The 21,365-nt window shown below is 35.4% G+C and carries 21 protein-coding genes and 1 pseudogene; 14 read left to right on the top strand and 8 right to left on the bottom strand.

Annotated features, from left to right (window positions below):
* Positions 1–26 precede the first annotated feature (26 nt).
* Both FC88_RS02430 and trxA read left to right on the top strand, forming a co-directional pair.
* Positions 27–2,381, top strand: a complete 2,355-nt coding sequence (locus tag FC88_RS02430) for an endonuclease MutS2 (protein ID WP_057812422.1) — start codon at positions 27–29, stop codon at positions 2,379–2,381.
* Positions 2,382–2,444: 63 nt separating this feature from the next.
* Positions 2,445–2,756 (top strand): thioredoxin, encoded by a 312-nt coding sequence (gene trxA / locus FC88_RS02425; RefSeq protein ID WP_057812420.1) that lies wholly within the window; start codon positions 2,445–2,447, stop codon positions 2,754–2,756.
* A gap of 110 nt (positions 2,757–2,866) precedes the next feature.
* Here trxA and FC88_RS02420 read toward each other — a convergent pair whose 3' ends face one another.
* Positions 2,867–3,331, bottom strand: coding sequence for a DUF2507 domain-containing protein (locus tag FC88_RS02420; protein ID WP_057812418.1), 465 nt, complete (start codon positions 3,329–3,331; stop codon positions 2,867–2,869).
* Between the two features lie 124 nt (positions 3,332–3,455).
* Here FC88_RS02420 and murI point away from each other — a divergent pair, with 124 nt between their 5' ends.
* The 4 genes and pseudogenes from murI (at position 3,456) to FC88_RS02400 (ending at position 5,648) form a co-directional block, all read left to right on the top strand.
* On the top strand, positions 3,456–4,301 hold the full coding sequence (murI, locus tag FC88_RS02415; protein WP_057812416.1) for a glutamate racemase: 846 nt from the start codon (positions 3,456–3,458) through the stop codon (positions 4,299–4,301).
* A pseudogene (locus FC88_RS02410) lies at positions 4,258–4,875 on the top strand (XTP/dITP diphosphatase); the annotation flags it as partial. The gene murI and the pseudogene FC88_RS02410, both read left to right, overlap by 44 nt.
* Before the next feature lie 66 nt (positions 4,876–4,941).
* Positions 4,942–5,352, top strand: coding sequence for a DUF948 domain-containing protein (locus FC88_RS02405; RefSeq protein WP_010018764.1), 411 nt, complete (start codon positions 4,942–4,944; stop codon positions 5,350–5,352).
* Between the two features lie 2 nt (positions 5,353–5,354).
* Entirely contained in the window at positions 5,355–5,648 is a 294-nt protein-coding gene (locus FC88_RS02400; RefSeq protein WP_057812412.1) for a hypothetical protein, read from the top strand.
* 363 nt (positions 5,649–6,011) lie between these two features.
* Here the strand turns inward: FC88_RS02400 and FC88_RS02395 are convergent, their stop codons facing one another.
* A complete protein-coding gene (locus tag FC88_RS02395; RefSeq protein ID WP_057812410.1) occupies positions 6,012–7,112 on the bottom strand; it encodes a M24 family metallopeptidase in 1,101 nt (366 codons plus the stop codon).
* Between the two features lie 246 nt (positions 7,113–7,358).
* Between FC88_RS02395 and ccpA the strand changes: the two genes are divergently transcribed.
* Positions 7,359–8,360 (top strand): catabolite control protein A, encoded by a 1,002-nt coding sequence (gene ccpA / locus FC88_RS02390; protein ID WP_010018767.1) that lies wholly within the window; start codon positions 7,359–7,361, stop codon positions 8,358–8,360.
* A gap of 56 nt (positions 8,361–8,416) precedes the next feature.
* Here ccpA and FC88_RS02385 read toward each other — a convergent pair whose 3' ends face one another.
* The 4 genes from FC88_RS02385 to FC88_RS02370 all read right to left on the bottom strand — a co-directional run bounded on the left by FC88_RS02385 (position 8,417) and on the right by FC88_RS02370 (position 14,594).
* Positions 8,417–8,716: a hypothetical protein gene (locus tag FC88_RS02385; protein ID WP_057812408.1), complete on the bottom strand. Its 300-nt coding sequence runs from the start codon at positions 8,714–8,716 to the stop codon at positions 8,417–8,419.
* A gap of 98 nt (positions 8,717–8,814) precedes the next feature.
* Complete coding sequence (locus FC88_RS02380) at positions 8,815–11,586, bottom strand: transglycosylase domain-containing protein (RefSeq protein ID WP_057812405.1); 2,772 nt, start codon at positions 11,584–11,586, stop codon at positions 8,815–8,817.
* Positions 11,587–11,701: 115 nt separating this feature from the next.
* The gene (gene pepV / locus FC88_RS02375; protein WP_057812403.1) at positions 11,702–13,099 is read right to left on the bottom strand and encodes a dipeptidase PepV; all 1,398 of its coding nucleotides are present in this window, start codon (positions 13,097–13,099) and stop codon (positions 11,702–11,704) included.
* 67 nt (positions 13,100–13,166) lie between these two features.
* Positions 13,167–14,594: a glycerophosphodiester phosphodiesterase gene (locus FC88_RS02370; RefSeq protein WP_057812401.1), complete on the bottom strand. Its 1,428-nt coding sequence runs from the start codon at positions 14,592–14,594 to the stop codon at positions 13,167–13,169.
* Positions 14,595–14,660: 66 nt separating this feature from the next.
* Between FC88_RS02370 and FC88_RS02365 the strand changes: the two genes are divergently transcribed.
* The 6 genes from FC88_RS02365 to FC88_RS02340 are packed head-to-tail and all read left to right on the top strand — an operon-like array spanning position 14,661 to position 18,892.
* The gene (locus FC88_RS02365; protein WP_057812399.1) at positions 14,661–14,993 is read left to right on the top strand and encodes a hypothetical protein; all 333 of its coding nucleotides are present in this window, start codon (positions 14,661–14,663) and stop codon (positions 14,991–14,993) included.
* A complete protein-coding gene (locus FC88_RS02360; protein WP_057812396.1) occupies positions 14,993–15,604 on the top strand; it encodes a metallophosphoesterase in 612 nt (203 codons plus the stop codon). The genes FC88_RS02365 and FC88_RS02360 overlap by 1 nt, the downstream gene beginning before the upstream one ends.
* A gap of 6 nt (positions 15,605–15,610) precedes the next feature.
* Complete coding sequence (locus FC88_RS02355) at positions 15,611–16,978, top strand: bifunctional metallophosphatase/5'-nucleotidase (protein ID WP_057812394.1); 1,368 nt, start codon at positions 15,611–15,613, stop codon at positions 16,976–16,978.
* A gap of 9 nt (positions 16,979–16,987) precedes the next feature.
* Positions 16,988–17,518, top strand: coding sequence for a YutD family protein (locus tag FC88_RS02350; protein WP_057812392.1), 531 nt, complete (start codon positions 16,988–16,990; stop codon positions 17,516–17,518).
* On the top strand, positions 17,515–18,291 hold the full coding sequence (locus FC88_RS02345) for a TIGR01457 family HAD-type hydrolase (RefSeq protein WP_057812391.1): 777 nt from the start codon (positions 17,515–17,517) through the stop codon (positions 18,289–18,291). Before FC88_RS02350 ends, FC88_RS02345 begins: the two co-directional genes overlap by 4 nt.
* Positions 18,284–18,892, top strand: a complete 609-nt coding sequence (locus FC88_RS02340; protein ID WP_057812388.1) for a TIGR01906 family membrane protein — start codon at positions 18,284–18,286, stop codon at positions 18,890–18,892. The genes FC88_RS02345 and FC88_RS02340 overlap by 8 nt, the downstream gene beginning before the upstream one ends.
* Here FC88_RS02340 and FC88_RS02335 read toward each other — a convergent pair.
* Positions 18,889–19,539: a DedA family protein gene (locus tag FC88_RS02335; protein WP_057812442.1), complete on the bottom strand. Its 651-nt coding sequence runs from the start codon at positions 19,537–19,539 to the stop codon at positions 18,889–18,891. The genes FC88_RS02340 and FC88_RS02335 overlap by 4 nt on opposite strands.
* Positions 19,540–19,630: 91 nt before the next feature.
* A complete protein-coding gene (locus FC88_RS02330; RefSeq protein ID WP_057812386.1) occupies positions 19,631–20,623 on the bottom strand; it encodes an NAD(P)/FAD-dependent oxidoreductase in 993 nt (330 codons plus the stop codon).
* Positions 20,624–20,701: 78 nt separating this feature from the next.
* Between FC88_RS02330 and FC88_RS02325 the strand changes: the two genes are divergently transcribed.
* Positions 20,702–21,088 (top strand): CvfD/Ygs/GSP13 family RNA-binding post-transcriptional regulator, encoded by a 387-nt coding sequence (locus FC88_RS02325; protein ID WP_057812384.1) that lies wholly within the window; start codon positions 20,702–20,704, stop codon positions 21,086–21,088.
* Positions 21,089–21,365: the final 277 nt, after the last annotated feature.

The raw sequence follows: 21,365 nt of genomic DNA, 5'->3' as shown, positions 1-21,365 counted from the left end.
GTCTTATTTTGTAATAGGAGAGATGTATGAATAATAAAGCTTTGAAAGTATTGGAATTTGACAAAATCAAAGCTGAGATTGCCAAATATCTAATCACGACACGTGGGAAAACTCTCTTAAAGAAATTAATGCCAATGTCAGTTGAATCGATCGTTCAAAGATTGATCGATCAGACTAAAGATGGTGCTGATATTATTCGGATTAAGGGTGAGATCCCAGTTAGAAAATTGGCTGATTTACACGATCAAGCCAATCGTCTGAAAAAAGACGGTAATTTAAATGGAACTGAACTGGCTCAAATTGGCCAAGTTTTACAAAATACTAGTGAACTAAAAGAATTCTTTGAAGGCTTAAAAGATGAACAACTCGATTTGCGTCAATTGTATGATTTGAATGACAATTTGATCGACGATCCAGAATTAACTAAACGACTAGCACGTTCACTTGATGATACAGGTCGAGTCTTGGATACTGCCTCAGAAGATTTGAAATATATTCGTAATCAAATTACACGACTAAATGATCAGATCCGTCACACGATGGAACAATATACTCGTGGTAAAAATACTAAATATTTGACTGAAAATTTAGTAACTTTACGTGATGATCGTTTTGTTATTCCTGTAAAGACTGAGTACAAGACTAAATTCGGTGGGGTCGTTCATGACCAAAGTGCCAGTGGTCAGACACTTTATGTTGAACCACAAGCTGTTGTGGGGATGAATAACCAGCTTCATGAAGCACAAGTTTCTGAAAAGGCTGAAGAAATTAGAATTTTAAATAAATTATCTGATTTAGTCCGTCCTCAAATTGATGAAATTTTAGAAAATAATGAAGTTTTGGCTCAATTCGACTTGATCAATGCTAAAGCTAAGTATGCTAAAGAAATTAAAGCGACTGAGCCAATTATTTCTAAGGACCATATAGTTGACCTACGCAATGCAAAACACCCTCTAATCGACCCAGATAGAGTTGTAGCTAATGATATTAAGATGGGTGAAGGTTATAAGACGATGTTGATCACTGGTCCTAATACTGGTGGTAAAACTATTACGATGAAAACTTTAGGTTTGATTCAATTGATGGCACAAGCTGGATTGTTTATTCCTGCTCGTGAAGAAAGTGAAATTGCTGTCTTCGATGAAGTTTTTGTTGATATTGGTGATGAACAATCAATTGAACAAAACTTGAGTACTTTCTCATCACACATGGATAACATCATCAATATTATTCGCAAAGTGTCAAAACATAGTTTGGTCTTGATCGATGAATTAGGTGCCGGAACTGATCCTCAAGAAGGGGCTGCAATTGCGATTGCCATTCTTGAGAAATTAGCTCAATCGCACTGCTTTATCATGGCAACGACTCACTATCCAGAATTGAAGATTTTTGCGTATAATACTCCAGAAACTATCAATGCCAGCATGGAATTTGATGAGAAATCATTGAAACCAACTTATCGTCTGTTGATTGGAATTCCGGGTGCAAGTAATGCCTTTAGTATTGCCGCTCGTTTAGGGATGGACAAGAGCGTTGTTGATCGTGGACAAGCATTGATGGACGGTGAAAGTCAAGACCTTAACAATATGATTGCTGATCTGGAGAACCGTCGTAAAGAATTTGAGCAAAAAAATGATCAATTAAAGATTCAATTAGCTAAGAACAAAGATGTCCAAAAGGATTACGAAAAGAAAAGCGATGCTTTAGACAAGTCGAAGAATTCGGAGATTCAAGCTGCTAAAGTCAGAGCTAATCAAATCGTTTCTAAGGCTCGCAAAGAATCGGACAAAATCATTGCTAAATTGCACAAACTAGAGCAAGATGGTGTAGCTGTTAAGGAAGACCAAATCATTGCTGCTAAGACTGGTTTGAAGAATTTGCATCAAGATGAAGCCGTTAAGAAAAATCGAGTATTGCGTCGTAACAAGCGTCGTCAACAATTAAAGGTCGGCGATACTGTTAAGTCATTGCAATATGATCAAATTGGTACAATCGTTCGTAAGAACAAAAATAATGAGTTTGAAGTCCAACTCGGTATTTTGAAGATGAAATTTGGTGCTGATGAATTAGAAAAAGTTCAAAATCAAGAACCAGAACCAGAGAAGAAACCAACGATGGTCAAAAGAACTAAGAGTTCAGGATTGTCTAGTAAGTTAGATCTTCGTGGTAAACGCTATGAAGAAGCAATGACAGAACTTGATCAATATATTGATTCAGCACTTTTGGCTGGATATAACCAAGTTACGATCGTCCACGGTTTTGGAACTGGTGTGATTAGAAAAGGGGTTACTAAGTACTTGCAACGCAATCCACGTGTGAAGTCATTTGGATATGCTCCAGCAAGTTCTGGAGGTTCCGGGGCAACAATTGTTGACCTTTAAGCAAATCTTTTTTTAAAATAAATAAGTAATGATAGTATTGAATTTATTGAAGGAGTGAATAAAATGGTTGATGAAGTAACAGATAAGGAATTTGAAGAAGAAACAAAAGATGGCGTCGTCTTAGTAGATTTTTGGGCAACATGGTGTGGTCCATGTCGTATGCAATCACCTGTTGTTGAAGAATTGTCAGAAAATGACGATTCAGTTAAGTTTTTAAAGATGGATGTTGATGCTAACCCTGATACACCTAAGAAGTTTGGAATCATGGCTATTCCAACATTGCTAATTAAGAAGGATGGCAAGGTTGTAGAAACTCTAACTGGCTTCCACAACAAAGCTCAACTTTCAAAGATTTTAGATGGATATTCAGACTAATAATTAAAAAACTCCACGATTATAGATTACATAATCGTGGAGTTTTTTTGCATAAAATAGCATTTAAATAGCTTTGTGACTGTCATTTTGATCATTTTTTGGTGTATACTTTAGTTTCGATCAATTTGTATTTTAATTGAAACGCTTTTGGCTTTACTGTTTACAGTATATGTTCCCAAACAATAAGCTGCAATTGTTTTTTCTACAGTTTCAGCAATTATCCCTGTTTCCAGTGAAAATTCTGGATCATCGTTATTAGTATCAAAACGTTGAACGACTTCTGGACCAGTTAAATTATAAGTATAGCTCTTTGGAGTTTGTTTAGAAATTTCTAACTTACCAAAGCCAGCTTTTTGGAATAGTTCTGGTAAACTATCCATATCGAGAATTAATTGTCGACTGAGATTTTTACCTGCCCAGTATAGTAGTTCAACAGTATCTTTATCAAGAAGGTCGGGAAGAATAAAATCACGAAGGACTGAAACAGCAAAGTAATTTTCTGTTAAAGTATCTTCATTTTTTTGTGGAGCTTCTGTTGATGTTGATTCATTAATATCTTTAGATTTTGCAGACATTGCTTATAACTCCTTTTTCTGACAATTCATTATATCATTAGAATAATTGCTTTTTAAGTTATTGTAAAAGATAGCACATAATTATTTTTATAGGTACAAATAATTCTTAAGTGAGGTAAATATTATGAGTGATCAAAGACCAATTGGAGTATTAGATTCAGGCCTAGGTGGTTTAACTGTCGTCCAAGAAGTAATCCGTCAATTGCCGAATGAAAGTATCATTTTTATTGGTGACGAGGCTAGAATGCCTTATGGAGTGAAGACTCATGAACAAATCATATCTTATACTCGAGAAATGGTACAGTATTTAATTAGTCAAAATGTCAAAATGATTATTTATGGTTGTAATACTGCTACAGCTCAAGCCTTGAATGCCATGGAAAAAGAATTTACGATTCCCATGATTGGCGTGATCAAACCAGGTGCTAAAGCGGCCACCAATGTTACTCAAACTAATCATATTGGAATTATTGGTACGCAATCAACGATTAATTCAAAGAGTTACAATGAAACTATCAAGAATCTTGATCCCAGTGCCGACGTTTTAGGCATTGCCGCTCAAAAATTTGTCAGTATCGTCGAATCGGATTCAGCTGATACTAAACAAGCCAAAGAAAATATTGAAACGACTTTAAAACCTTTTAAAAACAATGATTATGATACATTGGTCTTGGGATGTACACATTTTCCAATGTTAAAGAAACAAATCAATGATTATTTGCCAGATACTAAATTAGTCGATCCTGCGTTGAAGACTGTTGAAGTGGCTAAAAAGTATTTAGTAGACAATGATCTTTTAACTGATAACAAAACACGAGTTTTGCAATTGCACGCGACAGCTAATATTGAAGAATTTTCAAAACTCGCTAAGCGTTGGCTAAATGTGAAAATCGATGAGATTAATTTAGTAGATTTGGAAGATGCAGCCGCAATTGGAGGAAAAAATGAAAGAAATAATTATCGCCACTAAAAATCCTGGTAAAGCTCGTGAATTCAAACGTGTTTTTAATGACCAAGAATTTACTTTGAAAACTTTATTAGATTTCCCAGATTTTCCAGAAATTAGAGAGACTGGAACTACTTTTGAAGAGAATGCTACTATTAAGGCTCATGCTGTTATGGAACGCTTTAGTTTGCCGGTAATTGCTGATGATTCCGGATTGGAAGTTAAAGCTCTCTATGGCCAACCAGGCGTCTATTCGGCTCGTTACGCAGGAGACCACAATGATGCGGCTAACAATGCCAAATTATTGAGTGAATTGGGTGGCGTTCCAAAGGAAAAAAGAAATGCGCGTTTTGTTTCAACATTAGTTTTTGCTAATCCTAAAAATGAAAATGATTTAGTCGTTGAAGGTGAAGTAAAAGGTATCATTGCCCAATTTCCACAAGGAGACGATGGTTTTGGTTATGATCCATTGTTTTATTTACCAGAATTAGGAAAGACTATGGCTGAATTGTCGATTGACGAAAAGAATCAAATCAGTCATCGAGGCAATGCGATTAAAAAGCTCGAAAAACAGTGGCAAGATTGGATTAATTGGTAATTAATTGCCCATAAATTGTTATAATGCTAATATGAAAGTGCTATTAAAACATAGGAGGGTAATATTATGACTGGTGGACAAATTGCAGGATTAATTGCAGCCGTTGCTTTTGTAGTATTGGTTGTATACTTAGCCAGAACTTTAGTTCAAACGGCTAAATTGCTTCAAGAATTACAAGAAACGATGAAGGAAACAACTAAGATGGTTGAAGTCCTTTCAAAGAATACTGAACAAATCATGGATCAAAGTACAAAATTAGTTGATAAGACTAATACTTTGTTAGAAGATGTTAATCATAAATCAGACAAGTTGAATCCTTTGTTCGATACCGTTGAAAACATCGGTAAAAAGACTGCTAAGGCTACTGAAGAAAAGCCAAACAGTGGTTTCAATTTCCAAAATTTAATGACAATCGGTAATTTAGCAACCGTTGCAAAAACAGCTGCCAAGATTTGGCCAAGAAAGAAGAATAAATAATTATGAAAAATAATCACTTTTTACTAGGCCTAGCCTTGGGTTGTGCATCAGGATATGCTGCTTCTAAGTATTTAACTAGCGAGTCAGGCCAAAAATTACTAGAAAATATCAATACAATTCGCAGCGACTTCAATAATGGGGGCGTTGGTCTAAATAATAATGATTTAGTTGATCATTTTAATGAGAAGACGGATGCATTGAAGGATCATATGGCTTCTACCGTTGATAAGATCAAAGAGGACGAAGATACTTCTGATATTGTTTTTGATGAAGATGATTTAAATAACGAAAAGTAATTTCGAGTATTAATTAAAAGTTCCGTCCTCCATAGCAAAGCAAATTTGGCTGGAACAATGTGGGCACGACTTGGAGCCTTTGCTAAGACCAAAACCGGGCAAAGTCTTCAAGCTCGACCTTATTCTAAGCAATAAATTGCTAAGAATAATTTCACATTTGAGCCAATTTGCTTTGCTATTCCGGACTAGATAGTGGTTCTAATTTTAATATAAAAAGGTAAATAGCATCTATTCAGATTTCTGGTCTAAGAATATCTGAATAGATGCTATTTTGATGTACTGGAGCGAATAAAATAATGACATAAAAAAGACATTATTAGAATCTAGTAATACGATTCCCATAATGTCTTATATATTTACGAATTATTTGATATATTTCAATTCTTTACTTGTATGTGTGAATGGTTCGAAACCATCTTCAGTGATGTAAACACAATCTTCAATTCTAACACCAGCCACATTTGGTATGTAGATTCCGGGTTCAATTGAGAAGCACATACCTGGTTTTAGAACCATGTCGTTTCCTTCCATGATTGAAGGGAATTCGTGTTCTGAAGTTCCCATACCATGGCCTAGTCTGTGGATGAAGTATTCACCATAACCAGCCTTGGTAATGATGTCACGGGCAACCTTATCTAATTCAGCAGCTGTAATACCAGGCTTAGCAGCGTCCATGGCAGCGTATTGAGCTTCTAGGTCTACTTTATAGATGTCGAGTGATTTTGCGTCAGGTTGGCCGAAAGCCACGGTTCTAGAAGCATCACTGATATAACCGTTGTGAACTGTACCAAGATCAAACAAAATCAATTCGTCTTTTTTAACAGGGTTCTTTTCAGGACCACCGTGTGGATTAGCAGCATTAGCACCAGCTTGAACGATAGTGTCAAAACTCATGTGCATAACGCCTTTTTTCATCATTGCATATTCGATTTCAGCAACGATTTCTTGTTCAGTACGTCCTTCTTTGATGGCGTTAAAAGCTACTGTAAAAGCGTAATCAGCTTCGGCACCGGCAGCTTTTAGTTCTTCAATTTCTTCAGGTGTTTTGATTAATTTGGCATTTTCCATATAACGAGATAGGTTAACGGGGAAAGTTGCATCTGGGAATTGATTAGTTAGAGCTTCGAGTTTTTGAACTGACATGTCATCTTTTTCGATGGCCCATTTAACAGGATTGCCGGCAACATCTTTAATATGACTAGCCATTAAAGCAAATGGATCTTCGTGGTCGAGATATCCGAAAACATCCTTGTCCCAACCAACTTCTTTAACAGCTTCGACTTCAAGTTGAGGTGCAAAAACAAAGGGGGCTTTGTCAGGGAAAACTAATAGTGCAAGAATTCGCTCTACCGGATCACTGTAAAAACCGGTAAAATAGTGAATGTCGTTTGGATTTGAGACATAAGCTGCATCAAGTCCATTTTGTGCTAAGTATTCTTGTAGTGCTAATAATTGTTTCTTCATGAAAATGCTCCTTTACGACAATATTTATAAATAGTATATCATTCAAGGGCAAATCTATTCAGTAGTAGTGTATTAATCTTTTTCAAAAGAGTTTATCAATACATGCTCATATTCAGTGAAAATGGTTTTCTTTTTGAAAAAATATGAAAACATGCAACAATAATGTAGAAACCGCTTGCAAAATGTAAACTTTTTTGATAGATTAGAGATAATTAATGAAAATATTGTTTGAGAGAGTGAATATTAATGGAGAAAAAAGTAGTAACAATCTATGACGTAGCCGAGGCTGCCAACGTTTCAATGGCAACAATTTCACGTGTAGTGAACGGAAACGCCAATGTAAAAGAAGAAACTAGAAAGCGTGTTTTGGAAGTAATCGATCGTTTGAATTATCGTCCAAATGCGGTAGCCCGTGGTCTTGCAAGTAAGAAGAGTACAACAATTGGAGTAATTTTGCCAGATATTACTAATTTGTATTTTGCATCTTTGGCAAAGGGTATCGATGATGTTGCTTCAATGTACAAGTACAATATCATTTTAACTAGTTTACAAGAATCTGTTGGTGATGAAGAACAAATCCTGAATAATTTGTTATCAAAACAAGTTGACGGACTTATTTACATGGGCAAACAATTGTCTAAGAAACTAAAGCGTATCCTTGCAAATTCAAAGACACCAATCGTTTTGGCTGGTTCAGTCGATAAGAATAATGAAAGTGCCAGTGTAAATATTGATTTCACTGATGCTGTAGCTAGTGTCGTTGGTCAATTAACACAAAATGGTCACAAGAAGATTGCCTTTGTGGGTGGCAGTCTTGAAAATCCTATTGACGGTAAATATAGACTAGACGGTTATAAGAAGGCCTTGAAGAAAGCACATCTTAATTTCTCATCTAATTTAGTTTTTGAAGCAGAATATTCAGTAAGAGCTGGAGAAGCAATTTGGGATGCTGTTCACAGTAGTGGTGCCACAGCAGCGTATGTAACAGATGATTTGCTAGCTTCAGGTATTTTGAACTCAGCTGTCAAGGCCGGCGTTAAGATTCCTGATGATTTTGAATTGATTACAAGTAATGACACGATTCTTTGTGAAGTTACACGTCCCAAGATGAGTTCAATCGAAGAACCATTGTACGATATCGGTGCGGTTGCTATGCGTCTATTGACTAAGATGATGAACCAAGAACAAATCGATGACAACACTATCAAGTTGCCATACAGCATTGTAAAACGTGGTTCAACAAAATAAATCATAATTAAAATAAAAACTTGTATTGTCCAAAAAATTAGGCAATACAAGTTTTTTTATTTCTCATTAATTTTTCGTTGTTTATGTAAATCCCAGATGATAACCACGATGTAACCAAAAGCCACTAAGGATAGACCACCAGTAACAACGGAACTTAATGTGTAAGGTAAATTAATAAATCCACCTAGAATTGAATAGAGGGTATTTAACAAGACGATGGAAGCCAAAGTCATCGACTTATCCCAAATTTTAACGTTATGTTTAATTTTATAAATAATCACTGCCAAGATGAAAATAACCAAAATTGCAGCAACAATGTATAAAGTATTTTGTAAAAAGCTTGGACTAAAATACATAAATTTCTCCTTAATAAAAGTAACGTTTTTATTCTATCACAGTTTGTTAATTGTAAAAAAATAACTCTAGCAATCAAATGATCGCTAGAGTTATGAGATTAATTTTCTGTAGCAGTGGTACCAGTTTCAGCGTTGCCGGTGCCAGTGTCACCAGTTGTACCGGCGGATTCCTGACTGGAACTACCACCAGTTTCTAATTCAGTATTGGAATTCGAACTAGAATTTGAATTTGAACTTGAACCACCGGAGCTAGAACCGGAACCAGATGATGATCCAGTACCTGTTTCGGTTGAACCGTTTGAAGTGGTTGAATTAGTAGTACTTGATCTAGTTGTAGAAGATCCTGTTGTTACTTCAGAAGAACCACTATTATTAGTGCTATTGCTGAAGCCTGAAGTTCTACCACTACCATTTTCACTAGCTAATTCGCTGGATGATTTGGTGCTTTCACCTAACTGTTTAACGACCGAATAACTGTTGCTACGTCCAAAGTAGTGATCCCAGAATAATTTATAATTCTTAGATTTACCACCGATGGCAAAATTATTATAAGACATAGCTTCAGGACGTCCCTTGTAGTAAAGCGAATTAGTCGTATGTTGATTTACTTTCGTAGTTATACCATTGTATTCGATTGAACCAGTACGAGTACCGGTTTCTTTATCTACTTTGTAAGATTTAACTCCACTAGGTTTTTTGAATGACTTATTAACATTAAAGACTGATTTATTTTCGTCATATAAAGCATTCGCCATTTTTGCCCAGAGTTCTTGGTTTATATCAGTCGAGTTACTAGCAAGGTTGTAATTATCATGATAGAAATTATCGTATCCGATCCATGATGCTAACGTCATGCCATCAGTACTTCCAATGAACCAGTTATCACGGTAATCGTTTGATGTACCAGTCTTACCAAAGAGGTTCTTAGTATTGAAGTTAGCCTCATAAGAAAGAGCAGAAGCGGTACCTTTAGTAACGACGCCGTGCAACATGTTTTTAATAATGTAAGAAGTTTGTTTAGAGAAGACACGGGTCTTTGAACCTTTATGCTTGTAAACTGTCTTACCAGTTGGATCGGTAACTTTTTTGACGACATAAGGATCAACGTGGACACCTTTGTTTGCAAAAGTAGAGAAAGCACTAGCTTGTTGGAGTACAGTGACACCATTTTCAGTACCACCTAGAGTAATACCTAGTTGATTATATTCCTTATTGCTCAAGTTTATTCCCATTTTCGACATATATTTCTTGGAACTGACACCTTGTTGTTTCAAATAATTATACAAATTGACAGAAGGAATGTTGTACGATTCTTCCAAAGTTTCTCTAGCTGATACGAAACGATTTTGAATAGTTTGACCGTAATCAGTTGGAGCATACTTACCAAAACTGGTCTTGAAGTCAGCCAGCATAGTTTGCGAACCGATAAGTCCATTTTCAATTGCAGGTCCAAAAGTGATCAAAGGCTTAATAGATGAACCAGGGGATCTTTGCGTATTAAAGGCGTGATTCAATTGTGATTTCTTGAAATTGACTCCACCGACGAAGGAAAGCACTTGACCAGTTTTGTTATCTAATAAGACGGAACCATTTTGAACCGGTTCGGAAACTTTAATAGTCTGACCAGTATTAGCATCAGTTCCGGAACCAGTATGTGTAGTTCCTAAATTGCCTTTAAACTGTTGAGCCTGTTCATTCATAGCATCATACAATTTCTTGTCGATCGTACTGTAGATCTTGTAGTTCTTGTTGTGCAATTCAGTATTTGCTTGTGTGTAATATCTTTCGTAAAGGTTTTTATCCTTTTTGACATCACTGTATTTGACGCCATCGCTTTTAGCCAAACGTTTCATTAAAATAGTTCTGGTTTGTTCAGTTAAAAGATTATAAATATAACCATATTTGATTTCTTTAGAACTAGCTTTAGCTGGTTTTAAGAAGTCTTTTTTCAAATTAAATTTTTTGGCACGATTGTATTGAGCTTCAGTAATTTGATTGTCACGATACATTCGATAAAGAACGATATCTTTACGTTTCATACCAAGGCTCATGTCATCTTTGAAACCACCACGTTGTTTAGTACCATTTGTTCCTGAGACGACACGATTATAAGGTGTGTAGACGGAAGGACTTTGAGGCAAACCGGCGATAAAAGCCGATTCAGCAATATTTAAGTCGCTTGCATTTTTACCAAAGAGACCTTTAGCAGCAGCTTGAACACCTTGAATATTTTGTCCCTTGTTATTAGCACCGAAAGTTGCAGCGTTTAAATAATCTTCTAGAATTTCATCTTTAGAGAAGTATTTATCAACACGCATGGCTAAGAAAATTTCGACCGCTTTACGTTTCCAAGTAGTTTCAGATGATAGCATCTGCATTTTAACTGTTTGTTGGGTCAAAGTGGAACCACCAGTTTGAGCACCGATTCCAGTAATGTCAGAAATAATGGCTCTAAAAATTGACTTAGGAACGACACCTTTATGACGATAAAAATCACTATCTTCAGTAGCTACGATAGCTTTTTTCAAATAAGGCGACATTTCAGATAATGAAATTTTCTTACCTTGAAGGTCTTTTTGTAAATTATCGACCTTCGAACCATCACTAAAGTACAGTGTGGCAGAATTATTCACATCTTGAAGTTCTGATTTCATTTCTTGTTTAGTAGGTACTTCGACTTGACTCGTCAAAGCAGATACGTAACCTGTACCAAGACCGATAGCTAAGCTCAAAAGAATCAAAATTCCGGCAATGGAATAAAGAATAATTCGGCGAATAACTTCAATCGTTAGATTAGCTTTCTTAGCAAAGTCAGACCAGCTTTTAATACTTTTGAAGCTGTTGACAATGCTATTCCATAAATTTTTCACTTTAAAATAAGCTCCCTTAAAAAGTTACATACCGTAATTATATAATAAATTTGATTTAGAAGTGTAAAAACAAAAAAAGTTCTGTCGAAATTATGTCCAACAGAACTTCTTTTATTTACTTAATTAGGCGGTAAATAGCGTCTGCATAGATAGCAGTCGACTTCAATAATTTATCAATATTAATATATTCATTAGGTTGATGCATAACATTTTCATCGCCAGGGAACATTGCACCATAGGCGATTCCGTGTTTCAGGATACGGCCGTAAGTTCCACCACCAACAGTAAATGGTTCTGTGTCGTCATCAGTGTGATCACGATAAGCACCAACTAAGGCTTGTACTAAAGGATCATCAGCAGCTACGAAATGTGGCAGTTGGTTGTGTCCTTCAATAACAGCTGTGACGTTTTCTGGTAAGTGATTGTTGATCTTTTCAGTCAAAGTTTCGCCAGTGTCACCTTTTGGATAACGAATATTCAACAAGATGTTAGCTTTGTTTTCATCGTATTCATAAATATTAGGTGAAAGTGTCAAATCACCCATAACAGCATCAGTATTATTGATACCGAGATGTTTACCAGCAAAATCCAAATGCAAGTCATTAGCAATGAATGAGAAGTAGAGCTTTTCACTGTCATTTAAGTCTAATGTTACTAAAAATGATGCTAAGTAAGTTGCGGCGTTGATGCCATTGAATGGTTCCATAGCATGCGCACCTTTACCAATGATTCTAATTTCAGCGATATCGTCGTTTACTTCTAAACTACCTTTGATTTCTTTATTGGCAACAAGAAAGTCGTTAAATTTAGCTTTCAAATCGTCAGCACTGATAACCTTAAGATCGATTTGGCAGTCAGCATTTTGTGGGACCATGTTAGGTCTAATACCGGCTTTAAACTTCTTAACTAAGCCAATTGTTGGTGTAGGGAAGTTAACTCTAAATGATACGATTCCTTTTTCCCCATTGATAGCAGGAAATTCAGCATCAGGTGAGAAACCAGTTTCTGGCATTTTTTCTTTTTCCATGTAGTGATTGATGCCGACCCATTCACTCTCTTCATCAGTTCCAAGAATCAACTGTACGCTCTTAGTTGTAGGCAAATTCAATTCCTTGATGATTTTCATAGCATAATAAGCAGCAAGTCCAGGACCTTTATCGTCACTGGCACCACGAGCATAAAAGTTACCGTCTTTAATTACGGGTTCAAAAGGATTAGTCTCCCAACCTGGTCCTTTTGGAACGACGTCTACGTGTGACAAAATAGCAATGGCATCGTCACTGTCGCCTAATTCAATTCTTCCAGCCAAGTTATCAACATTTTTAGTTTTGAAACCATCACGATCTGCAAAATGTAAAAATGTTTGAAGAGCTTTCGCTGGTCCAGGACCTAGTGGGAAATCGCTAGTCTTGTGTTCTGTATCTCTAGAACTATCAATACTTACTAATTCAGAAAGATCGTTGATCAATTCATCTGAACGATGTGCAACCTCTTTCTCCCAATCTATCGACATATTTTCTATGACCTCCACATGAAGTTTTTTTCATTTTACCAAAGGTTGAGCTTAAAGGCTAATCGACCTATATTTCATTTATGGAATCGCTGTCAAAATTTTCCGAGAAATTAATAAATGAATTATTAAAATCTCTGATTAAATCAGTATTTTGGAGCGATTGGTCAGTCGTTGGTAAAGCAAAAGAAATATTTTCCAATAAATCAATATTTTTAAGTCGTTGACCTTTAGGTAAGTTCTCGTAGCTTTCTTTTGAATTGTTGCCTAGGTAGTTATTAGGATTCAATTGAATCAAAACATTTTTAGCATTGATCCAGCCGTCTTTTAGTTTCAACCACGTTTGTGAACCAACTTTTTGAATTGTCAAAATGCGTTGCGGCTTGTTGGCTTCTAGACGATTGCTAATGACATTAGTATTTGGTTCTTGATAGAGTAAATTATTTGGCTGTTGATAACGATACACAGCTTTAGCACCGAAGTATTGTCGCAAGTCGCTGAGTGAGTATTCAGAGTTAAAGCCAGTTGCATTAGCAAATTGGTTTTCACCAACCTGAACGTATTTTTCGCCATTTATTTTGACGATATTAGTAATGTGGTATCCATCAAGTGGATTAACACGTTTTTTAGTTTTGATCAAACGGTAGGGATTTTCGTAAATAGGTTCTGATTTAGTTGACATGTAATAGACATTTTGATTTAGTGCCTCTGATTTAGAACTATCTTTTAGTTCACGATACTCGTTACCAGTTCCAGGGTAGTTAGTAACTACACCGTCGATTGGCATATTGATCAAAGTATTCCATTTTTGTGGGCTTTCATTCATTTCATCCCAAGCATAAATCGTTTTACCCATAAAATGCATCGTATTGATAATCTCTGGTGTAATAATACTTGATGAAAGGTTAACGCCATTGACATAACTAAGTACATCGAAATTAACTCGCTTAATAGTTCCGGCAATGAAAATCCTAGGGATGTTAGGCATCAATTCAGCTTCATTTTGCAAACTTTTGGTGGAAAAAGAATGGAACATTACTCGGTCTTGCATGCTGTATTGATCGATGACTTGTTTTAGTAATTCTTCCATATTTTGTGGATTACCCTTTTTAGTCTTCTTGGTTTCGATCAAGAATTTAGCTTTGGGATTATTCTTGTAGTGTTCAAAAATTTGATTCAGACTATGAATTGGTTCACCATTTTTTTGAGTCAACTGAGCTAATTCGGAAAAATTGTGTTGAGAAACGATGGCTGAAGTACCGGTGACTCTTTCTAGATCACGATCGTGGGAAATAACTAAGACATTATCCTTTGAGACGTGGATATCTAATTCGACATAATCAGCACCTTCATCAAAGGCTTTGTCGATACTTTCAAAAGTTTCTTCTGGGGCGTTGATAGGGTCGCCACGATGGCCAATAACGGTGAAACCACTGGCAAAGAAGAAAATTAACAAAGCTAGTGATACTTTAAAAATTTGGAAACTTTTTGAAATCATAATTAACTCCCTAACTTTTTAGATATTATATACTAGAGTAAGTAGTGAAATGTGAGGTATTTATTAATGAATAATGAAAAACAAACATTAGATATGATTGAGCAAATAACTCGTAATGACGGAACTAAGTATTATGAGCTTGCCAATATCGTAATGAACGGTCGAGCTGAAAAAGCTGCTGAATTAGGATTGATCAAGGAAGTTAGAATTCTAAAACTTAATATCCCACATTCTTCAGCCGTTAGCGTTTACGAAGATTACGTTAATCAAAATTATACAGTTCCACCAATGGAATTAACAGAATGGGTTGAGTATAAAAAACCAAAGGGTAAAGTATTGGATGCCTTTAATGAAATCTTGAAGGCTAATCACATCACCACAGAGGATAGTGCTGAGTAATGAATTATTTTATAGCAGATACGCATTTTTATCATTATCAATTGTTGCAACCAAATAACTTTGCACCACGTCATTTTGGTAACGTTGATGAAATGAATCAAGCCATGATCGATGCTTGGAATAGTCGCGTAGATGAAAACGATCGAGTTTATCACCTAGGTGACATTTCTATGCGTCCTCAAAATACACCAACCGATGAAGAAACTTATGATATGTTACGTCAATTGAATGGACATATGACTTTGATCAAGGGTAACCATGATTATCGTTCCTTATTCAAATTTCTAGATAAGCATAATGAAATTCTGTCCGACGGCAAAAAACGCTTTGAATTTGAAGATGTTGGTGCCTTATTGAAGTTTGACCATCATCAATTTTATTGTACTCATTATCCTTTGTTATTAGGTAAGGTTGAAAAAATCATCAATCTTCATGGTCACATTCATCATTATGCAGTGCCGATTGCTGAAAATATCAATGTCGGAGTCGATGCTCCAGAACGTGACTATTTGTCAGAGGATTTGCCATGGGGTTCACCTTTACGTGGTGAAGAGGTTTTGGAAATGTATGATAAGAAGAAAAAGGACTTAGCTAGATTACAAAGAAAGTAGGATATTATGGAGAAAATTCAAATAGTTCATACGAATGATTTACATTCACACTTTGAGAACTTTCCAAGAATCAAACGTTTCATTGAACAATCTAGAAAAGATAGTACTGCCGATGAGTTTTATTTATTTGATATTGGGGATGCCATGGATCGGGCTCATCCTTTGTCAGAGGCAACTAATGGTCAAAAAAACATCGAATGGATGAACCAGTTACATTATGATGCTGTGACGATTGGTAATAACGAAGGGTTGGGCAACAGTCATGAACATTTAGAGCATCTATACGATCGTGCTAATTTTCCCGTTATCTTGAACAATGTTTTTGAAAAAAATCCATCACGTTTGGCAGATTTTGCCCAAGCTAGTAAAATTATTGAAACCAAAAAAGGTACGAAGATTGGCGTTATCGGATTAACGGCACCTTATATCTTGACTTATCCTTTATTAGATTGGGACATTCGTCTGGTTCAAGAAATGTTGCCTAAATCTTTAGAACTAGTAAAAGACTGCGACATCATAATTTTACTATCACATTTAGGTGTTTCCATGGATAGATTAATTGCTAGCAAACGTCCAGAGATTGATGTTATCATTGGTGCTCATACGCATCATTTGTTCCCTAAAGGCGAGATGGATAACGGTGTTTTGTTAGCTGCGGCTGGAAAGTACGGTCAAAATATCGGTACTATTAATTTAGAGCTAGATGATAAGAAAAAGGTTATTGATAAGTCAGCTTTTACCACTAAAACTGATACTTTGCCAACGCTTTCAGAAGACAAAACTTGGATCAAGAGTCAATTTGATCTGGGTGAAAAATTGCTTGATCAGAAGAAGATTGCTAATTTGCCTGAATCTTTGAGTGCTGATTATCAAGCTCCTAATTCAATCATAAATGAAGCTTTGTCTGCAGTTCAAGAATTCGCTGACACTGATGTTGCAGTTTTAAGTTCAGGACTATTTTTGAGTGATTTGCCAAAGGGAATCGTTACTCAAAAAAATCTTCATGACATTTTACCACACGCAATTCATGTTATGAAAACTACTATGACAGGCGATAATGTCTGGCGTTTAGTTATGGAAATGGAAAAGAATCGTCTATATCTTCGTAACCATGTTCAAAAAGGGATGGGATTTCGTGGTAAGATATTTGGCGAACTAGTTTATCGAGGAATAACGATTGACAATAAACGTAATGTTTATATCAACGGTCAAGAATTAGAAAAGAATAAAGAGTATACTTTGGCATTATTGGATCATTATTTATTTGTCCCTTATTTTCCATCAATTGAGATTGCAGGGAATAATGAAATCTTGTATCCTAAATTTTTGCGGAGCGTATTCGGAGATTATTTAAGAAAGAAATATCCGATTTGAGGTGATTATTTGCAGGACGTTGAGGAAAAAAATGTTCCAAAAGTAGCTGACGTAATTAAGTTGGCTGATGATTTAGTTGCTATTAATAAAACGCAATATAAAATAGTTGAAAACCACGATAGTGGTTTTAATGAAGAAAGAATCGAAGAACGTTACAACAACGTTTTAGATAAATATGATTATATTGTTGGTGATTGGGGATACGATCAATTGCGTTTTAAAGGTTTTTACGAAGACCAACGCAAAGAGAGTACACTAGATAATCGTATTTCACATTTAGAAGACTACCTATTAGAGTATTGTAATTTTGGTTGTGCTTATTTTGTTTTGGAAAAGGTCAAGAAGGCACCACTTAAAAACAACAATCATCGTCGAACTAACCATCGTTTCAAGACGAGAACTAATAAGTTTGTCAAAAATAACAGTAAAAATAGGCCCCACAACAATCAACACAGAAGAAAGCCAACTAGACACAAGAAGACAACTGTCAGTGCCAAGAAGACTTTTAAAATTAGAAAAATAGGTGAAAAGAATAAATGAAGTATCAAACATATTTAATTGATTTAGATGGAACAATGTATCGTGGAAAGGAAAAGATTCCTGAAGCTCGTGTTTTCATCGATAATTTGAACCAAGCTGGTGCTGATTATTATTTCTTAACGAATAATACGACTAAAACTCCACAACAAGTGGCCAATAATTTGGTCAACAACCATCAAATCACAGCTACACCAGAACAAGTTGTTACACCATCACTTGCTACGGCAGCATATATTCAAAATATGTTTGATGATGATATTACGAATCACAGCGCTTACGTCATCGGTGAGTATGGACTAAAGAGTGCTGTATTTAATACTGGAATTAAGCTAAATGAAGACAATCCTGACGTTGTAATTGTTGGATTAGATTACGATGTTACATATCATAAGTTTGAAGTGGCTACTTTGGCCATTAAAAAGGGTGCTTTCTTTATCGGTACTAATGCCGATACTAATTTACCTAATGAAAGAGGACTAGTGCCTGGTGCTGGTTCAGTTATTTCACTAGTTGAAACTGCCACCCAACAAAGAGCTCATTATATTGGTAAACCAGAACCAGATATGATTTTCTTTGCTGCTAAAGAAAAGGACTTTGATCCTAAGACTTCAGTAATGGTAGGCGATAACTACAATACTGATATCAAAGCGGGAATCAGTGCAAAGGTTGATACTTTGTGGGTCAATACTGGCGTCAGTACACATGCCGATATCGACAAAGAGAAGATTAAGCCAACTCACCAAATAGAAAGTCTGGATCAGTGGGATGTCTAATGCCCAAAAAGACTTGTTTTATACAATTGCACTAGCGTTCTTTATTTTGACAGCAGCTATTACGATTACTATTTTTGCTAGTTATTTGTTGTTTGCCTTTGACATTAAACATTATTATTTAGAACAAGCAGTTAGCATGAAGTATTCTACGATTATGAAAAACTATGCCCAAATGATGAATTATTTGATCAATCCTTTTAATTGGCAGTTTCAATTGAGTGATTTTACGTCATCTGCTTCCGGACGGTTGCATTTTGAAGATTGTAAGAAATTATTCTTATTGAATTTTGGCGTGTTTATTGGAACTGGTTTGATCGTAGCGAAATTTAGAAAAGTTCGTGCTCGTTTTAATAAGATGTTTTTATGGATTGGTATCGTTGGTATCGTTATAGCAATATTAATGTTGTTGAATTTTGATGAGTTCTTTGTGATTTTTCATGAAGTTTTATTCAGAAATAGTGATTGGTTATTTGATCCTAATAGGGATCCGGTTATCAATATTTTGCCAGAAGAATTTTTCACGCAATGTTTCATTTTGTTCTTTATCTTATTTGAAGGACTGAATTTTTGGAAAGCCAATAAAAAAACGTTTAGGAATTAATCCTGAACGCTTTTTTTTCGTCTATTTTTAAGAGCGGTAATTAAAACGGGAATAAGTGATACTAAGACGATTCCGATAATAATCAATGAAAAATGTTCCTGAACTGCAGGGATGTTACCGAATAGATGTCCTGCAAGGGAACAAATGGTTACCCATAAGAAAGCACCGATGAAATTGAACTTCAAGAATGTACCGTAATGCATGGTTCCACTACCGGCAACAAAGGGGACAAAAGTTCTGATCAAAGGAATGAAACGACCGATAGCAATAGTCTTACCACCGTGTTTCTCAAAGAAGATGTGAGCATCGTGTAAATGCTCCTTATTGATTAACTTACTGAGGTATTTATTCCTCGTTGCATATTCTCCAAAGTGTTCACCAATTTCATAGTTCATCGAATCTCCCAAAACGGCGGCTGCTAAGAATAGTAGGAACAACACCCATGAAATTAATTCATATTTAGGATTAGCGGCTAACGCCATAGCTGCAAAAATCAAGGAATCACCAGGTAGGAATGGTAAGATGACCACACCAGTTTCAATAAAGATGATTACAAACAAAATTAAATATGTCCAAAGACCGAAATTATTTACGATATTAACTAAATGACTATCAATATGTAGAATGAAATCAATCAGACTAGTCACGTAACTCAACAAATCAACTCCAAAAATTCAAATTAAACTACATTATAACAGCTTAACTTAAAATAAATTTAAATACAGGCTAAATTAAAGATTATTTTTCAAAAATAGAAGTACTGTGTTCAAAGTAGTCTTTATCAGGATAGAGGTTTCTTAAAGCTTTAGTGATTGCAATAGGTCCTTCAGCAAAAGCAGTGGCAATTAATTGCAATTTACCCGGGTAGGTAACAACATCTCCTATAGCAAATACATTGGGTAAGTTAGTTTCCATTTCTTGAGAGACTTTGATGAAAGGACCAGTGAGTTCCAAATTCCAATCGCGTAAAATTTTTGAGTCAGATACGAAACCGTAATTGACTAATAGTTTATCAGCGGTAACCGTCTTTAATTCGTCAGATTTGATCATCTTTAAAGTGACATCGATTTTGGAGCTGTCAGTCTTATTAAAGTCAACGTTTTTGATGATGTAAGGATTTAATTGTTCAACCGATGATTGATTTAGTTTATTGACACTAGATTCCATAGCTCGATATTTATTTCTTCTATGGATAAGGGATGTATGATGAGTGACCTTATTTAAGTCAATTGACCAGTCTACGGCTGAATCACCACCACCGGCTACTAAAACATCTTTGCCTTTAAAATCCTCTATACTATTAACAAAATAGTCGAGATTGTTTTGTTCCAGTGCTTTGTCGTAATCAAAGGTTAATTTTCTAGGCTTAAAAGCACCGTTACCAATAGCAATGATAATTGCCTTACTATAGATAGTTTCTTTATTAGTAGTTAGTTCCCAAATGTCATCCTTTCTATTAATAGAGGAAACAGAAGTTTCTAGGTATTGATCACAGTTGAGAATTTGCAATTGATCAAGCAATTGTTTAGTTAAGTCATTGCCAGATATTTTGGGAAGAGCTGCAATATCATAGATGTGCTTTTGAGAGTAAAGAGTTTCTGGCTGTCCTCCTAATTTAGGTAAACTTTCTATTAAAGCAACATCGAGATTTCTTAACCGTCCAAAGTAAGCTGCAAACATACCAGCGGGGCCACCGCCGATAATAGAAATATCATAAATTTTCTTATTCATATCATAGTCACCATTTTCTGTTATATAATCTATAGATATATTGTCACACATTTATATTAGAAAAAAGGAGGAAATTAAGTGAGAATAGGAGATAAAATTACAGGAACCATTTCAGGTATTCAATCATATGGGGTTTTCGTTAAGATTGACGATGAGCATCAAGGATTGATACACATATCGGAATTAAAGCATGGTTTTGTGTCAGATTTGAATAATCAATACAAAGTGGGTGACAAAGTCGATGTTATTGTAATGGGTATTGATGAATATAATCAAAAGATAAGTTTATCGATGCGAGCTTTACATCCACAAAAAATAGGACGACCAATATTACATAAACACTTTTGGACTAATTACCGTGATCATATAGGCTATAAGACGATTGCGACCCACAAAAAAGCTTGGATTGACAGTGCAAAGAAGCTAATTTCAGAAAAAAAGCAAAAAAATTCAACTTTTTTGTAAAAAGGGGTTGCGCACCTTTATTCTAATTGGTAATATATATCTTGTTGTTGCGACAGAGCAACGGTGTCAACGGATTCAAGCTTTACGGCTTATCCAAGACGTCAAAAATTATTTTAAAAAAGTGCTTGACTTGCTCTTACATCTTCGATAAGATAATTAAGTTGTCTGTTAGACATCACCTAACATTTCATCATTTGCTTGATGATTTGTTAGAAAAATTGTTTTAAAAAGTTCTTGACATTAACTTGTCAGCTTGATAAAATAATTAAGTCGCTGA

Origin of the sequence: Companilactobacillus futsaii JCM 17355 (genome assembly GCF_001435505.1) — a bacterium.
GTDB lineage: Bacteria > Bacillota > Bacilli > Lactobacillales > Lactobacillaceae > Companilactobacillus > Companilactobacillus futsaii.
Note: the sequence above shows the minus strand (reverse complement) of the source record. Positions and strands in the feature narration are given on the sequence as shown.

Excerpts from the sequence above, each read along its gene's own strand:
- FC88_RS02430 (WP_057812422.1), top strand. The coding sequence starts at position 27 with ATGAATAATAAAGCTTTGAAAGTATTGGAATTTGACAAAATCAAAGCT.
- trxA (WP_057812420.1), top strand. The coding sequence starts at position 2,445 with ATGGTTGATGAAGTAACAGATAAGGAATTTGAAGAAGAAACAAAAGAT.
- FC88_RS02420 (WP_057812418.1), bottom strand. The coding sequence starts at position 3,331 with ATGTCTGCAAAATCTAAAGATATTAATGAATCAACATCAACAGAAGCT.
- murI (WP_057812416.1), top strand. The coding sequence starts at position 3,456 with ATGAGTGATCAAAGACCAATTGGAGTATTAGATTCAGGCCTAGGTGGT.
- FC88_RS02405 (WP_010018764.1), top strand. The coding sequence starts at position 4,942 with ATGACTGGTGGACAAATTGCAGGATTAATTGCAGCCGTTGCTTTTGTA.
- FC88_RS02400 (WP_057812412.1), top strand. The coding sequence starts at position 5,355 with ATGAAAAATAATCACTTTTTACTAGGCCTAGCCTTGGGTTGTGCATCA.
- FC88_RS02395 (WP_057812410.1), bottom strand. The coding sequence starts at position 7,112 with ATGAAGAAACAATTATTAGCACTACAAGAATACTTAGCACAAAATGGA.
- ccpA (WP_010018767.1), top strand. The coding sequence starts at position 7,359 with ATGGAGAAAAAAGTAGTAACAATCTATGACGTAGCCGAGGCTGCCAAC.
- FC88_RS02385 (WP_057812408.1), bottom strand. The coding sequence starts at position 8,716 with ATGTATTTTAGTCCAAGCTTTTTACAAAATACTTTATACATTGTTGCT.
- pepV (WP_057812403.1), bottom strand. The coding sequence starts at position 13,099 with ATGTCGATAGATTGGGAGAAAGAGGTTGCACATCGTTCAGATGAATTG.
- FC88_RS02370 (WP_057812401.1), bottom strand. The coding sequence starts at position 14,594 with ATGATTTCAAAAAGTTTCCAAATTTTTAAAGTATCACTAGCTTTGTTA.
- FC88_RS02365 (WP_057812399.1), top strand. The coding sequence starts at position 14,661 with ATGAATAATGAAAAACAAACATTAGATATGATTGAGCAAATAACTCGT.
- FC88_RS02360 (WP_057812396.1), top strand. The coding sequence starts at position 14,993 with ATGAATTATTTTATAGCAGATACGCATTTTTATCATTATCAATTGTTG.
- FC88_RS02355 (WP_057812394.1), top strand. The coding sequence starts at position 15,611 with ATGGAGAAAATTCAAATAGTTCATACGAATGATTTACATTCACACTTT.
- FC88_RS02345 (WP_057812391.1), top strand. The coding sequence starts at position 17,515 with ATGAAGTATCAAACATATTTAATTGATTTAGATGGAACAATGTATCGT.
- FC88_RS02340 (WP_057812388.1), top strand. The coding sequence starts at position 18,284 with ATGTCTAATGCCCAAAAAGACTTGTTTTATACAATTGCACTAGCGTTC.
- FC88_RS02330 (WP_057812386.1), bottom strand. The coding sequence starts at position 20,623 with ATGAATAAGAAAATTTATGATATTTCTATTATCGGCGGTGGCCCCGCT.